The organism is Singulisphaera photorubra (genome assembly GCF_045290345.1).
Taxonomy (GTDB): Bacteria; Planctomycetota; Planctomycetia; order Isosphaerales; family Isosphaeraceae; genus Singulisphaera.
In genome coordinates this window covers 3,088,870-3,102,530 of the sequence record NZ_CP155447.1, presented here as the reverse complement: position 1 = coordinate 3,102,530, position 13,661 = coordinate 3,088,870, and the positions used below count along the sequence as shown (strand labels likewise).

At 63.3% G+C, this 13,661-nt stretch carries 12 protein-coding genes; 3 read left to right on the top strand and 9 right to left on the bottom strand.

Annotated features, from left to right (window positions below; all coding sequences use genetic code 11):
- Nucleotides 1-224: 224 nt before the first annotated feature.
- Nucleotides 225-2,030: a hypothetical protein gene (locus tag V5E97_RS11945; RefSeq protein ID WP_406699548.1), complete on the bottom strand. Its 1,806-nt coding sequence runs from the start codon at nucleotides 2,028-2,030 to the stop codon at nucleotides 225-227.
- Between the two features lie 239 nt (nucleotides 2,031-2,269).
- Nucleotides 2,270-3,298, bottom strand: coding sequence for a hypothetical protein (locus tag V5E97_RS11940; protein WP_406699547.1), 1,029 nt, complete (start codon nucleotides 3,296-3,298; stop codon nucleotides 2,270-2,272).
- A gap of 212 nt (nucleotides 3,299-3,510) precedes the next feature.
- Here V5E97_RS11940 and V5E97_RS11935 point away from each other — a divergent pair, with 212 nt between their 5' ends.
- On the top strand, nucleotides 3,511-4,698 hold the full coding sequence (locus tag V5E97_RS11935; protein ID WP_406699546.1) for a LolA family protein: 1,188 nt from the start codon (nucleotides 3,511-3,513) through the stop codon (nucleotides 4,696-4,698).
- Nucleotides 4,699-4,993: 295 nt separating this feature from the next.
- On the opposite strand, the gene V5E97_RS11930 is transcribed toward V5E97_RS11935, so the two are convergent.
- The 4 genes from V5E97_RS11930 to V5E97_RS11915 form a co-directional block, all read right to left on the bottom strand.
- Nucleotides 4,994-5,695 (bottom strand): endonuclease III, encoded by a 702-nt coding sequence (locus V5E97_RS11930; protein WP_406699545.1) that lies wholly within the window; start codon nucleotides 5,693-5,695, stop codon nucleotides 4,994-4,996.
- A gap of 83 nt (nucleotides 5,696-5,778) precedes the next feature.
- Complete coding sequence (rpsT, locus tag V5E97_RS11925) at nucleotides 5,779-6,063, bottom strand: 30S ribosomal protein S20 (RefSeq protein WP_406699544.1); 285 nt, start codon at nucleotides 6,061-6,063, stop codon at nucleotides 5,779-5,781.
- A gap of 130 nt (nucleotides 6,064-6,193) precedes the next feature.
- The gene (locus V5E97_RS11920) at nucleotides 6,194-6,400 is read right to left on the bottom strand and encodes a hypothetical protein (protein WP_406699543.1); all 207 of its coding nucleotides are present in this window, start codon (nucleotides 6,398-6,400) and stop codon (nucleotides 6,194-6,196) included.
- Nucleotides 6,397-7,554 (bottom strand): tetratricopeptide repeat protein, encoded by a 1,158-nt coding sequence (locus tag V5E97_RS11915; RefSeq protein WP_406699542.1) that lies wholly within the window; start codon nucleotides 7,552-7,554, stop codon nucleotides 6,397-6,399. The genes V5E97_RS11920 and V5E97_RS11915 overlap by 4 nt, the downstream gene beginning before the upstream one ends.
- 337 nt (nucleotides 7,555-7,891) lie before the next feature.
- On the opposite strand from V5E97_RS11915, the gene V5E97_RS11910 reads away from it, so the two are divergent.
- On the top strand, nucleotides 7,892-8,791 hold the full coding sequence (locus tag V5E97_RS11910; RefSeq protein WP_406699541.1) for an SMP-30/gluconolactonase/LRE family protein: 900 nt from the start codon (nucleotides 7,892-7,894) through the stop codon (nucleotides 8,789-8,791).
- 115 nt (nucleotides 8,792-8,906) lie between these two features.
- Here the strand turns inward: V5E97_RS11910 and V5E97_RS11905 are convergent, their stop codons facing one another.
- The 3 genes from V5E97_RS11905 to V5E97_RS11895 form a co-directional block, all read right to left on the bottom strand.
- On the bottom strand, nucleotides 8,907-9,575 hold the full coding sequence (locus tag V5E97_RS11905) for a DUF3299 domain-containing protein (protein WP_406699540.1): 669 nt from the start codon (nucleotides 9,573-9,575) through the stop codon (nucleotides 8,907-8,909).
- 79 nt (nucleotides 9,576-9,654) lie between these two features.
- Nucleotides 9,655-10,995 (bottom strand): ABC transporter permease, encoded by a 1,341-nt coding sequence (locus V5E97_RS11900; protein ID WP_406699539.1) that lies wholly within the window; start codon nucleotides 10,993-10,995, stop codon nucleotides 9,655-9,657.
- Nucleotides 10,992-11,663, bottom strand: a complete 672-nt coding sequence (locus tag V5E97_RS11895; protein ID WP_406699538.1) for an ABC transporter ATP-binding protein — start codon at nucleotides 11,661-11,663, stop codon at nucleotides 10,992-10,994. The genes V5E97_RS11900 and V5E97_RS11895 overlap by 4 nt, the downstream gene beginning before the upstream one ends.
- Nucleotides 11,664-12,741: 1,078 nt before the next feature.
- Here V5E97_RS11895 and V5E97_RS11890 point away from each other — a divergent pair.
- Entirely contained in the window at nucleotides 12,742-13,614 is an 873-nt protein-coding gene (locus V5E97_RS11890) for a ParA family protein (RefSeq protein WP_406699537.1), read from the top strand.
- Nucleotides 13,615-13,661 lie beyond the last annotated feature (47 nt).

The following is a 13,661-nucleotide window of genomic DNA, read 5'->3' as shown; positions in this document are numbered from 1 at the left end:
GTCTCGTGTCGGCTCGCGACCACGCTCATAAAACGACGCGGGACTGGGAGGCGTTTGAAACGGCGGGGCCAAGAAGAGATGCCAGAAGAGGCCGGGCGAGAAAGGTCGATCGCAACGTTGAGATGGATGGCGCATCAATGCTTTGGGGGACCGCGGCACTGATGGCCGTGGCCCCCCAGAGAAAGAGCAAAAGGACGCCCCGTCCGTCCCCCCCCTTACTTAACTTATCGCACGACCGCCTTGAACGTCACAAACCCCTCGACTCCCGGAGCGAGTGAGCCGGGGAGATCCCAGCGGAGCTCGGTCGAGCCGGCCTTGTTCTCGCCGGCGGTGAAGACAGTGCCTTTCGGCCCCTCGGAGCTGCCCGTGACGTAGCCGAATCGCGGCAGGAGGCTGTCGACCACTGAGACCGAGCTGATCGGTGTATTCCCCATGTTGCGGAACTGGATGACGAACGTGAGCGTGTCACCCTGCTCGGCCTCGCCCGAGCTTACGCGTTTGATCACAGCCAGGCCCGGCTTGTTCGGGGGCTCCTCGACGCCCACCGTCTCGCGCGGGGTCCAGGTCATGACCGTCTGGCCCGCTCCTTCCACGATCCCGGTCACCACGGCACTCTCGGCCGTCTTGATTCCGAGCGCGGGAATTTCTTCGCGAAGATTGATCGTCTTCTGCCGGTTGCTCGACTGCTCGGGGCCTTGAACCAGGCGAGCCCCCGAGAGATGGGTCATGATGCTGAAACCGTTGAGCACGCGAATCTCGGAGTGCGCTCCGGCGAAGACGCGGCTGGCGATGCCCGAGGCTCGGGCTCGATGCCGGCTGACCTCGGCCATATCATTCTTGACGAGCCGCTTTGATTCCTGTCGGGCGAGCAAGGAGACCTGGCCCTCTACAAGCTCGGCGCGACGGGGTCCCTCGATGGCCAAGGCCTCATTCGGCCCGACGCTGAGCCGGACCTCGGCAAACCGAGGCGCGTAGACGCAGACCATGTTGGTCGGCAAGATCCGCGGCCGCTTGGTATCCGAGAACTGGATGACCGCATCCCGCGGGTCGATGCCGAGCAGACCACCGTCGCCACCGAAGTGGGCCGGCTCGGCGTGGTCGCCACCGTCACAGAGGTATTCGTCGCGGGGAATCCAGGGGCGGCCGGGAGGCGGAGGAGTTCCCCGCACCGGACCACAAGGGAGCTTGCAGGCTCCGCCGTCGGAACCGGAGAACGGACAGTGTTCCGGGCCCGCCGGGACCATTCCGGGGCCGAGAATTCGCTCGCCGTTCAGCTCCTCGATCGACGGCTTGCGGCCACCGATCCTCAAGATCGCCATGACTCGCCCCAGGGCCGCGCCCACGCGAAGCGGGTCCTCGGACGGGGTGAGCGTCACGATCGGGATCTCCCCCTTGGGCAAGCTGATCGGGAGCGCCTGATCGGGGTCTTCGAGGTAGACGACCTGGGTGACGAGCCGGCCATGGTCGACGGCATCAAGGAAGTCATCTTCACTGAAGTGGACCTGGATCGGAAACTTGAGCGGATCCATGCCCGTCGGCCGATGGAGATGGCCCACGATCTCAACGACGGGAAAAAGTTCCGCGTCGGGCCGGCCGGGTAAATCCCAGAGCCGGAGTCGGTAACCGACACCCACCTTCAACCCGACTAGTCCTTCCACCGACCCCGCGGCCGAGGTGAACTGGATCGGTTCGGGAGCGGGGCCGAGCACTTCGACATGCGCCCCCTCGGGCACCTGAAAGCGAACGACCTGAACGTGGGAAGGGAGGACGGGGACACCCACGCCAGCTTCGAGCACGACCGTGCCGGGTGCGCTCGAGGTTTCCCCAGCGGGCGTCGGCGCGGCTGAAACCGGGGGCGTCGGCGCAGTCGAAGCGGGAGGCATGGGCGCGGACGAGGACGGGGGCGTCGGCGTGAACGACTGGGCCTCGCCCCGAGCCGGGCCGAAGGCAATGGCGACCGCAACCCCGAGCGGCCATGCAAGGCGCGCCGTCCGGCTGCCGGTGCGGCGGATTGTTCCCTGAAGGCTCATCTCTTCATTTCCTTGATTCGTTGGACCAGGGGATCGCGATCTCCCGAGTCGCGAAGGCGCACCTTTTCGGTGCCGGGGTGTCTCTCGGCGGCTTGGTCCGCTTCCGGGTAAGGCGGCCCGTTGAGCGGCGTACGTCCTCGCCGAGGCGTGCGAAAAACCCCGGCGGATCGCGGTTCGAGCACGCGACCGCCGGGGCGATGGTGAGTCACGAGGGTTGGAGCCGAAGCTCCTCACCCCGATCAGGGATTGGCGGGCGGAGGAACCGAGTCGGCCGGAGGAGCCGGAGGAGCCGACGGGGCCGGCGGCGGCACCGTGCCTCCGTTCACCGGGGCCGGTGAGACCGGAGCCGCTTCCAGCGGCACGCTCTCAATGGCCGGCGGCGCCACAATCCCCGAGGGAAGCGTGCCGGGCGGAAGCGAACCAGGAGGCAAGACGCTTCCGGGGGCCGCGACTTCGCTACCGATCACGTTCGAAGGCACCGTGGATCCCGCGCCGGGCATCTCCAGGTCGATCGCACCGACCCGGACGATCAGGAGGATGGTCCCTCGCTTATCGGCCTCCAAGATCGGGTCGACACCAGGCTCCAGCCGCGTCGAGACCAGAGTCTCAACCCCTGCGATCGCCAGTTCCTGGAACTTGGGATCCGGAAGGTAGATGACCTTGGTCACGAAGTTCCCGCCGTCGACCACCTGGTCGAAATCCTCGGCCGTGAACTGAACCGGAATCGGGTTGTGGGTCAGATAGGCGTCGGTCTGCGGCGTCGAGGGAGCAACCTCGAGCGTCGGGTAGAGCTGAACGCCGGGTCGGCCCGGGATATCCGTCAACTTCAGGCGGTAGATATACCCCTGCATGAAGTTGTAACGAGCCGGAACCGTGAGCTGGGCCGGGACGTAGACCCGATCGGGCCCGCCAGTGCCGGTCTGCCAGCCGATCTTCATGGTGTCGGGGTCAAGGAAGTAGATCTGGCTCCGAACGTTGGGGAACCGCCGTCCTGCCTGAGCACCGGGACCACCCGGTCCGCCGGGTCCGCCGGGCCCACCGCCGGGTCCACCGGGGCCCATGCAGCTCTGGCCGCCATCACAACCGGGATGGCCGTGGGCGCATCCCATTCCTGCACCACCCTGGCCAATCATGCCGCCCGGAGGGGGCGGGCCGTGCATGACCACGTGAGGACGGAAGAGCTTCTTCAAGCCCACATTGGGTTTACTGTAGCCATATCCGTCCCCGGCGGTCGCCGCCGCCAGGATCAGCAAACCGATCGTATGCATGGATATTCTCCAACATCCGCGACCGAGGCCGGCCGTCGCCAAAGCAAGGGCGAACGCCGATCGGGGAAATACTCACCATCGTTCCGGGAACAACCGCAGCCACCTCTCCCGTTGACGAAGACCGTCGCGAGGGAGGCAGGCCGGCCACTCGGGAATGCGAAGGTACAGCTCCGCCGTACGTCTCTCGCACCCTTCGGCCGGACTTGCGTCGTATGACGCCTAGCGATATGATCGGGCATTCCTTTCCGACCCTTGAGGAAAAGCCCTACATCCCTACCATGCCCAAAAACCGGATCATCCCCGCGACCGTGCTCGCGGTCGCTCTCTCGGGACTATTCCAGACGCATGGGCAGCAGCCCCAGCCCGCGTTGAACGCGGCCGGTGGACCCCCCATCGGTGCCGCGGCCAAGCCGGCCAAGGCTGAGCCACCGACCGAAGCCGAGCTTCTGCTCGACGAAGCCATTGCAAAGGTCAAAGCGATCGATTCGGTCACGGCCGAGATTCACGAAAAGGTCGAGATGCTCGACCAGAAATTCGTGATCAAGGGCCACTATCGCAAGGCCCCCAAAGATCGACTCGCTTTCAAACTCGAAGTCCACGACCTACCCGATGCCTCCGGCCTCATGCAGCAGGTTTGCGATGGCACAACTTTTTGGGAATACCAGAAAGTTTTCGACACGCAGATCGTTCGCAAACTCGAGGCAGGGACGATCCTGGCCAAGCTGAGAGAAGTGGATCTCCCCCAAGAAGTTCGCGACACGATCCAGATCCAGCTCGGCTTTGCCGGCCCCGATGCCCTCCTGGTCGGGCTCCGCAAGACGATCAAATTCAACCAGAAAACCAAGGGAACTCTTGACGGACGCCCAGTCTGGATCATCCGGGGTGTCTGGGAGAACCGCGAAGGCCTTTTTGGTCCCAATTTACAGCCACTCGGCCCCGTCGCAAATTTGCCCTCGTATGTGCCGAGCCTGGTCACGCTCTATCTCGGTGAAGAGGATTACTGGCCTTACAAGGTCATGCTCGCCGGGCAGAAAGCCTCGATCATGGAGGACAACCGGCGAATGGGCCCCAATGGAAAACGGATCGGCAGTCTCAAAGACATTCAGCAGCCACTCGTGACCCGGATCGAGCTGATTTATTCCAACGTCAAGCTCAACACACCCGTGTCCGATCAGGAATTCGCCTTCACGCCCCCGAAAGACGTCCAGGCCGACGACAAGACGAAAGTGATCCTCGACGGTCTGGAACAAGCCGCGGCGAACCACGCCGCGAACAAGAGAGCTGAAGCCGCCAAGGGGGAGGACCCCCTTCTCAATGAGACGATCGCGGTCCCCAAGTCAACCGCTCCCGGCGAGTTGGCCCCTCTGCCCGCTTTAGGCACACCGCCAGCGCCGAAGTAACTCAATGGCAACGAAGCCGCGAATCCGGGGAGGGCTGCGTTCGCGGCCCCTTCCCGTAAATCGCTGCTGAGATCGATCCCTTTTCTTGCTTCCCCCTCGTTTTTAAAACAACGACCCGGTACAGGGCTAGAAAGCCTCGCGCTACTCGTTCCCACGGTCCCCGGTGGGAACGAAGTCTGGGACGCTCTACGTGCTCGGCTTTCGAGCGCCAGACGACGCGGAGCATCGGGGACGGCATCCCCGCGGGGGACCGTGGGAACGAGGGGGATTCCTCGCGCTATGGCGGGTCATTGTTTTAAAACGCGTCCGGGTCCTGTGCTCCCCCTTCGGGCAAGAAGGGCTGGAGGGGACAGCGCTCGCATTTGGCAACGCTCGGCTTGCAAAATTCGCGGCCGATCCGCTCGAACCAACCGGAGAACCGGTGGAGAGACTCCGGATCGTCGTGGCCGGATCGCTCGATGACCGAGCGGGCCTCATCGTACTCAGCCGTCGCGTCGAGCCAACCGTGCCGGACCAGGATTCGATAAGTCGCCCGGTCGACGGGGTAAACTCCCCGATGGCCCGCCAGGAGCAGAATCTCGTCGGCCGTGGCCGGGCCGATCCCCGTCAAGCCGCGAAGTTCTTCGCGCAGCTCGCCGGTCGCGATCGATTCATCGCGGAGAGGGTCGGGCGAACTTTCCTGCCGGCTCACCACCCAGGCCGCCAGCCGTCGCACCGGGCTGATGACGCGGGCCGGCGTTGAGACGCCGAACGCCTTGAGCGTATCGACGATCTCGGCAGGATCAGCCTCGGCCAGCGCCTGCGGCTCGAGGAGCCCGGCTTCCGCCAGGGCCGCGAGTCCTTTGGCCACCTTCTTGGCGTCGATGGATTGCCCGAGAATCACAGCGACGGCCGCGGCAAAGGAATCGCCAAGCCCCTCAACGACCGACTCGGGTCGTCCGAATCGTTCGTCGAGGGCAAGTTCGATCGAGAAAGCGCACTCGTCGAAGGTCGGCATCGCCGATCCCAATCCAATCAAGACGAGGGGATTGGGAGGGTCGGCCCCCTCCCGATCTCAAACAACGAGCCAGACCGCCAGGGTCAGGCGGTGGCTTTCGCCTTGGCAAGCGCCGCCTTGTAGTCGCGAGCCAACCGGCTCTTACGACGAGCCGCCGTGTTGGGATGGAGGACGCGGCGCACGCCGGCCTTGTCAATCTTGGCGGTGGCGAGCCGGAAGTCGGCCTCGGCCTTGTCAAAATCCTTGGCGACCACGGACGCCAGGGTCCGCTTCACGTAGGTCTTGATGATCTTCTTCGCGATCCGGTTGTGCATCCTGCGCTTGACGCTTTGCTTCAGTCGTTTGATCGCGGAAGGCGTATTCGGCATGACTTGTTCCAAAAGGCTTAATCGGTACGGTCCGGACACGCCCGGTTAGTTGGGCGTGGCGGTAACGACCTTGGCCCCAGTCGGAGGTTCCAGTTTCGTCGAAACGGCAAGGATAGCACGAACCGGGCGATCAATTCAAGTTCTGAAGTCGTTGCGCAACGTCGAGATAATTGTAGTCGTTCGCGGCGACCTCATTGTAATGCTCTTCGGCCACCTGCGGATTGCTCTGGGCTTCGGCCACCCGGCCCAGCCGATAGTGTAAGGCGTTGGTGGTCCCGAGGTCGGTGGGATCGGCGGCCTTCAAGGCGTCCTGGTACATTCGCTCGGCCAGTTTCAATGACCCTTCGCTTCAAAACTCAGTCCGCTCTGGTGGAGCGCCTGAACCTTGTGATCGGCGCTGGCCCGCGCTTGCTGGAAGGCGGCGATCGCTTCGTCATGCTTGCCGGCTCGGGCCAGCCTGATTCCCAGTTCGAGCTGAATCGCCATGTCGTCGGGCTGGAGCGTGAGCCGTCGCCGGAACTCTTTGATCTGATAGTCGTTAAGCAGGGTGGTGAATTCTTCGAGCTTCGCCTTGGCCTTCTCGTCGTCCGGCTTCTCGCTGAGCCTGCGGTTGCAGCGATCGATGGCGCCCTGGATCCGGCTGATCTGGATCTCGGCATGGGCGAAGGCCAGGTCCCGATTGCCGGGGTTTGCCTTGAGGCCGCGGGCCATGATCTTTTCGGCCTCTTCGAGCTGCCCGCGCAATTTGAACAGATCCGCCAGTTGGAGGTAGGAGGAAATCCGTGTCGGCTCTTCCAGGATCTCTTTCTGGTAGCGTTCCTCGGGGGTCAGCTTCTGGGCCTTCATCTCTTCGAGCTCGGCCTCGCCCGGCCCGGGCGGAGCCTCTTCGTGCCGGTCGATCGCGTCGCTGATCCCTGACCGCTTGATCGACGCCTGGGCCGACAGACCATTGATCTGCCGGTTCGCGTTTTCATCGTTCGGGTCGAGCTTCTTGACCTTCTCCCAACAGGCAATCGCCTTCGCCCAGCTCTCGTTGATCTCGTGGATATGCCCCGCGAACCGGAAGAACTCGGCGTCGGTCGCCTGCATCTGGACCGCTTCGACCAACCACTGAGCGAGGCTATTGTAGCCCAGTTGCTCGGCGGCTTCGGCGGCATCCCGCGACACGGAGATATCCCACGGATTGTTGATGAACGCCTCTTCGCAGACCTCGAGAACGTTCTTCCAATTACTCTTGGCCTTGGAGGCCCGAGCACGGAGCCGGATCGGCTGGTTCTTCGCACCGGCCAGGCGACCGACCTTCGAGGGGTCGTTGCCAAACTTTTTTTTCTCAATGCCCCGGAGTGCCGAACGGTAGAGCAGATTTTCCACGTCGAGCTTGCACGCTTCCCGATACATCTGGATCGCGTACTCGAAGTTCTGCTTCATAGCGGCATCGTTGCCGTAATTGAAAAAAGTCTGGGCCTTGGTGAAATCCGATCCCGAGGACATCAGGGCGAACCCTCCGAAACCGAGACGTGGCGCATTACTGTCGGGAGCCCACGCGATGCTCCGAACAACCCCGCGGCAGCTTTGCGAGGCACGACCCGACCTTGATACTAGTGAAACCGCACACAACCTACGATGCAAGACCGAACTTCGGAACCAGGCCTATCGTCAGGGCGAATCCACTTTCAGGCCGTGGATTTGCGCTTCTCGTGAGCCCATGAACTGTGTTTTCTTGAAGAGACGGAGAAACCCTCGGTCGTCGAGCGGCTCCTCTCTAAATTGTGCAGGCTTCCGTGACCGCGGTCAACTCCGGATGACGGTTTACAGGAGGGTTAGAGCAATGAGTCTGATTTTGCGGGACGCGGGGTTATCCCAGCTCGTGGCCGAAGCCGAGCCCGAGGGTTTGGCCAGTGGGTTCGAGTTCACCGAGGGTCCGCTCTGGTCTCCTGACGGTTCCGTCCTGTTTCAAGACATCCGGAACGAGCGAACTTATCGCCTCTATCCCGATCAATCGGTGCAACTCGTTCGCGACCAGACAGGCGCCGCCAACGGTCAGACCTACGGCCCCGACTGCCGGATTTACTTTTGCGAGCAGAACGGCCGGCGGATCTCCGCCATGAATCCCGACGGCACCCACGTTCAGACGATCACGGAGACCTGGTCGGGCAAGCGGCTCAATAGCCCCAACGATATCGTGGCCCGCTCCGACGGGGGACTCTACTTCACCGATCCTCCCTACGGCGTTCTTCCCAAGGATCGGCAACTGCATTTCCAAGGGGTCTACCGGCTCGACAGCCACGGCGAGACCCAGTTGCTGGCGGACGACTTCGAGAAGCCGAACGGCCTGGCCTTTTCTCCCGACGAACGCACGCTCTACGTCTGCGACACCGCGCGGTATCACGTCCGCGCCTTCGACGTCGACCCCTCGGGAACGCTCCGCGTCGGCTCGAGCCGGGTGTTCGCCACCATGGATCCCGACCAGCCCGGCGGTCCTGACGGCATGAAGGTGGATCGCGACGGCCGGGTCTACGTCGCCGTCGCCCAAGGCGTCTGGGTTTACGAGGCGGGCGGCGGACTCCTCGGAATCATCGCCCTGCCAAAGCGCCCCGCCAACCTCGCCTGGTGCGAACCCGACGCCAAGACCCTGACCCTGACCGTTGTCGATACGGTTTATCGCGTGCGTCTGAACGTGGCCGGCATCCTGCCGCCGTTCACGCCGCGCGACCCGTCAGCCGGATGAGCCAAACCAAAGAGGAGCACGGCCGGGCCGGCCGTGCTTTTCGTGAGCGGCTTGGCGAGCCCGCGAAGGAGAAACTTGAGAGCCCCCCAAAAAAGCGGGGGTTCGTCGATTCGCGTTACTTCGCGTAATCCGCATCCAGGTGATAGAGCACGGTGCCGAGTGAACCTGGCGCCTGGTTCTGTTCCACCTTGAAATTGCCCGCGATGTACCGCAGCCCCGTGTGATAGTCGAGGGCGAGCGGCTCTTTCAGCTTGACCTGGATCATGTCGGTGAGTTTGGGCTGACCGCCGAAGCAACAGGTTCCGTTGTCGCGGCAGAGGACGAACTCCTTGATCCCGGTCGTCTGATCACTCGGGTACATATACCCCTTGATATACACCTTTTTGCCATCGAGTTCCTTGGCCGACGCGGGGATGATCTCCCCCCCCTTGGACTGTAGGGCCTCGTAAGTGATGGGGAGGCAACCCTCGGGCACCTCGTTCAGAGCCTGGTAGAGCAAGATTCCACCGCCGGTCGCCAGCGCCAGGACGGAAAGGGCGAGACCGGACTTCGCCGCTCCCCGACCCGCCATATCGTAGCGGCGCACGGCGGAGAGGCCGCGAGCCCCGGTCATCAGTCCGACCACGGAGGCGAAAATGAAGGTGGCCACCCCCAGGTCGTAGACCAGCGCGGCGGAGAGCAGGGCGAGCAAGCCTGTGACCACACTCACCGCGGCGGCCGGACTGATCGGACGGTAGGCGACGATCTCCTCGGGCAAGTCCATCACAGGCTCTCGAACGGTCATATTCTTCTCCATGGGTTCGTACTTCCGTCCCGTCTCTTTCAGCGGGGCCTTGGGATGATCAAGATTCTTCGGAAGATGATCAGGGCGCTGAGGCCAGCGCCTTGGCAACGTCGGTTCGGTAGGCGGTCATCGCCGGTAGATATCCGGCCAGGGCCGACAACAGGATCAGGGCCGGGACGAGCGCCAATTCCGCGGGGATCAACGGCGCGAATCCGATCACGACCCCGGTCCGGGCCGCGATCGCCGGGCTGAGCGCGGCGATCAAGGCGCGTCCGAGGATCCAACCCGCGAGGCCTCCCGTCAGCGACAACAGCATCGACTCGAGGAGCACGATCGTCCGCACCGTCGATCGCCGCGCGCCCAGGGCACGCATCACCGCGATCTCGCGGCGACGCTCACTCATCGAATTGTAGATACTGACCAAGATGCCAACCCCCGAAACCACCACGATCAGTCCCGTGAGCGCGAGCAGGACGGTCTCAATCGGTCCGACGATGACATCGAAGAGCCCGCGGATCTCCCGCACCGGCATCACGGCCTGAGCCGCCGACCCTTCGTTGATCAGGTTCGGCAGCCGAATCGAGGCGGCCGGCGAAGACGTCCGGACCAGCACCGCCGTCAATTCGCGTTGCTCCTCGGGGAGAGGAGTATGGCCATGTTCGTGATCGTGCTCGTGCTCGTGGTCATGGCCCTCATGCTCTTGATGGCCGCTGGTGCCGTTCGTCGTCCCCTTCGGATTGGCCGGATGCGAGGCGTCGACCGGCTTGGCATGGTTTTCGAGGAGATAGAAGCCCTCGATGTTGATGAACAAGGCGCGGTCGTTCGGCGTTCCGGTGGGCTCGAGGATGCCAACGACTTTGAAGGCGTCGTGTTCGTGCCCTTGCCCGTCGTCGCTCACGCCGTGGGTCGGCCGAAACGTGTCGCCGACTTTCAGCCCGGTTCGGGTGGCGGCCAGGGCACCGACGACCCCTTCGAAGAAGCCAGTCGCCTGAAAGTTCCGCCCCGCGCTGAAGGCGTATTTCCGCCCTGGTGCATACTGGGTCTCGGCAAACAGGGCGGGCACGGTCGCGACCACGCGTTGGCCGTCGTAATGATCGCCCAGACAGTAAGGGATCGCCCGGGTCACGTAGGGTTTGAGTTCGCCTTCGGTGAGGTCGTGGAAAACGGAATAAGGGATGTTCTCAACGGGGGTGCTCAAGTGATAGACCGTGTTGAGCACAAGCTGGAGCTTTCCCCCTTTGGCTCCGACGATCACGTCGTAGCCTCCCCCAGCGCCGCGCTGAAACGAGTCGGAAATGACGTGGTAGGCGACCAGCACCATGACCACCAGCGCCACCCCGAGGGCCATCGAGAGGCCGGTCAGCGCCGAGGCCAAGGCCCGCTGCGTGAGACTCCGCCAGGCAATCGCGATGAGACTCATGTGAGGGCCGCCACCTTGTTGAGGTTCTCGAGCTGCACGGTCCGTTCGAATCGGGCCGCAATCTCCGGGGCGTGCGTGACCAGGAGCAGGGCGACGCCCTCCTCCTCGCAGGTCTCGCGGATCAGGTCGATGACTTGCTGTTGATTCTTGGCGTCCACGCTCGCCGTCGGCTCGTCCGCGAGAAGAAGCCGAGGTCGGTTCGCCAGCGATCGGGCCACCGCCACCCGCTGTTGTTCGCCGATGGAGAGCTGTGCGGGCTTGTGCCGCTGGCGGTGAGCCAATCCGACCCGATCGAGCAGCTCGCGAGCGCGTGCGGTGTCGCGCCGACCTTGGCCGAACGCCATGCCGAGCAGCACGTTCTCGAGCGCCGAGAAACCGGCCAGCAGATTGAAAGACTGGAAAACGTAGCCGATGTTCTCCGCCCGGAACCGGTCACGCTCCGCCTCGTCGAGCCGCACGAGGTCGCGGCCATCCACCTGGATCTCGCCCGAGTCGGGCGTGCTGATCCCGGCGATCACATGCAAGAGTGTGGTCTTGCCACATCCGCTCCGTCCCACCAGCACGACCTGCTCGCCCGCGTCGACCTGGAACTCTTCAACGTCCAGGATCGGGAGCCGGCCTCCGCCTGGTTCCACGAACGATTTCTTCACATTCCTGAGCAGCAGCATTCGTTCATCCTGTGAAATCGAAACCACCGCAAGGTGGCCCCAAACCCTCGTAATTCAGTGTGTTCACCCGACCGACCGCCGGACCGACAGACCGGAATATCGGCCTGAGTCCTGAGAATCAGTGCCCCCTACCCGCTTCTTCTTCGCGATCGTTGGGTGGGGGCGTAACGAAAATGGGTGGCGCGGTCAGAGATGAGGTGGGGCTCTGGGCGAGGCGGGTCGAGAATCACAAGATGGGACAAATACGAATGCGCGGGGCGTAGTCTCAACGTCCAGGGCGAGGAACGCTCGCCCAGGAGTCGACGAAGGAATACCGGGGAGTTGCCCCTGAGCGAAGAAGTGGCAGAGCACGCAGTCATCCGCGGATGAGACGCCCGGAAGCTTCGCGAGCGCACTCAAACCCCGATCGAGGCCCGTGCCGTGGCCCTCGGCAAACCCAGGGTGCGTGCATAAAGAGAAAGAGGCAGAGTGCAGGCCAGCCCCAAAGGTGGCGACAACGCCGTGGAATACGACGAGCGAGGCAACCAGGAGAGAACGAAGGCGCGGCCGTTTCAAATCAAACCACCCGCTTAAGGTCATTCCAAAGGGGCAATCTCATCTAGCTTCAAGCCGACTCGATTCCACGTCAAGAGCGATCCTCTCATTCGCAACATGCGGGCCGCCCGTACGACTCGGCGGAAAGATGTTCCTTGACGGTCACCCGGCCGGAGGAATCTCAAACGTCAGCGGGGCATCTCCAACGGCCAGAACGGCCATCTTTCAAAAAAAAAGGCGCCGGAAGATCGCTGTGACGACGAAGAGAGACTTGGTGTTCGGTCGCGATCCAACCGATAAGAGTCAAGTCGTCGCAAATCCAAAGGGGTCCCGCTAAGGCCGCCAAGGACCACGTCGACCGAAATCTTTCTGGCGTGATGCAATGTACGAATCGGCACCTTACCCAGTAGATTTTCCGGGGGATTCGTCTCGGCGCGATTCGGCTTTGCGTTCAGGGATGAATAGAATAGACTCCCGCCAGGACCGTGGCGCCTGTTGAGGCGAGCGGCGAACGAAAGGGACCCCCAGGAGGAGGGAATCCACCATGCGACGGATCGCCTTATTGAATCAGAAAGGCGGGGTGGGTAAGACGACTTCGACCGTGAACCTCGCCGCCGCACTGGCAGCCGAGGGGCACCGAACGCTCGTGCTCGACCTCGACCCGCAGGCACACGCGACACTCCACCTCGGTCTCCTCCCGGGCCGCTCGGGACCGTCACTCTACGATGTCCTGACCCAGGGAATGCCCCTGGAAGAGGTTCGTCGCGAAGTCGCGCCTAACCTCTATATTTGCGGCAGCCATATCGACCTGGCCGGAGCGGAACTCGAGCTGATCAACATGGTCGGCCGCGAGACCATCCTTCGCGACCAGCTCGAAGCCGACACCGAATCGTTCGAATACGTCCTGATGGACTGCCCTCCGTCGCTGAGCATTTTGACGCTCAATGCGCTCTGTGCCGCGAAAGAGGTCTTGATTCCGTTGCAGGCCCACTTCCTGGCCTTGCACGGGCTCTCGAAGCTGCTGGAAACGATCAACCTGGTCGCCAAGCGGGTCAACCGCGAACTGCGAGTCGCCGGGGTACTGCTCTGCCTCTACGACGCGGGTACCCGGCTTGGTGGCGAAGTGATCGAGGACCTCGACCGCTTCTTCGACGGACGCCGCTCGGCGCCGATGCCCTGGTCGGATGCCCAGGTCTATCGCACCCGAATCCGGCGGAACATCCGCCTGGCCGAGTGTCCGAGCTTCGGCCAATCCATCTTCCAGTACGCTCCGAGCAGCCGAGGCGCCGAGGATTACGCCTCGCTGGCGGCCGAGCTCCAAGGGCGCGAGCCCGCCTCGCTCTGGATCGGTTCAGGGGCTCGGGCCCACGGTTCGGATGGAGCCCGCGAAGACGCACCGACGGCTCGTATCGCCTGATGGCAGGCAGGGAAGCATCCGCTCCCTTGCCATCGCGACTTCGAGAG

Excerpts from the sequence above, each read along its gene's own strand:
- V5E97_RS11945 (WP_406699548.1), bottom strand. The coding sequence starts at position 2,030 with ATGAGCCTTCAGGGAACAATCCGCCGCACCGGCAGCCGGACGGCGCGC.
- V5E97_RS11940 (WP_406699547.1), bottom strand. The coding sequence starts at position 3,298 with ATGCATACGATCGGTTTGCTGATCCTGGCGGCGGCGACCGCCGGGGAC.
- V5E97_RS11935 (WP_406699546.1), top strand. The coding sequence starts at position 3,511 with ATGACGCCTAGCGATATGATCGGGCATTCCTTTCCGACCCTTGAGGAA.
- V5E97_RS11930 (WP_406699545.1), bottom strand. The coding sequence starts at position 5,695 with ATGCCGACCTTCGACGAGTGCGCTTTCTCGATCGAACTTGCCCTCGAC.
- rpsT (WP_406699544.1), bottom strand. The coding sequence starts at position 6,063 with ATGCCGAATACGCCTTCCGCGATCAAACGACTGAAGCAAAGCGTCAAG.
- V5E97_RS11915 (WP_406699542.1), bottom strand. The coding sequence starts at position 7,554 with ATGTCCTCGGGATCGGATTTCACCAAGGCCCAGACTTTTTTCAATTAC.
- V5E97_RS11910 (WP_406699541.1), top strand. The coding sequence starts at position 7,892 with ATGAGTCTGATTTTGCGGGACGCGGGGTTATCCCAGCTCGTGGCCGAA.
- V5E97_RS11905 (WP_406699540.1), bottom strand. The coding sequence starts at position 9,575 with ATGACCGTTCGAGAGCCTGTGATGGACTTGCCCGAGGAGATCGTCGCC.
- V5E97_RS11900 (WP_406699539.1), bottom strand. The coding sequence starts at position 10,995 with ATGAGTCTCATCGCGATTGCCTGGCGGAGTCTCACGCAGCGGGCCTTG.
- V5E97_RS11895 (WP_406699538.1), bottom strand. The coding sequence starts at position 11,663 with ATGCTGCTGCTCAGGAATGTGAAGAAATCGTTCGTGGAACCAGGCGGA.
- V5E97_RS11890 (WP_406699537.1), top strand. The coding sequence starts at position 12,742 with ATGCGACGGATCGCCTTATTGAATCAGAAAGGCGGGGTGGGTAAGACG.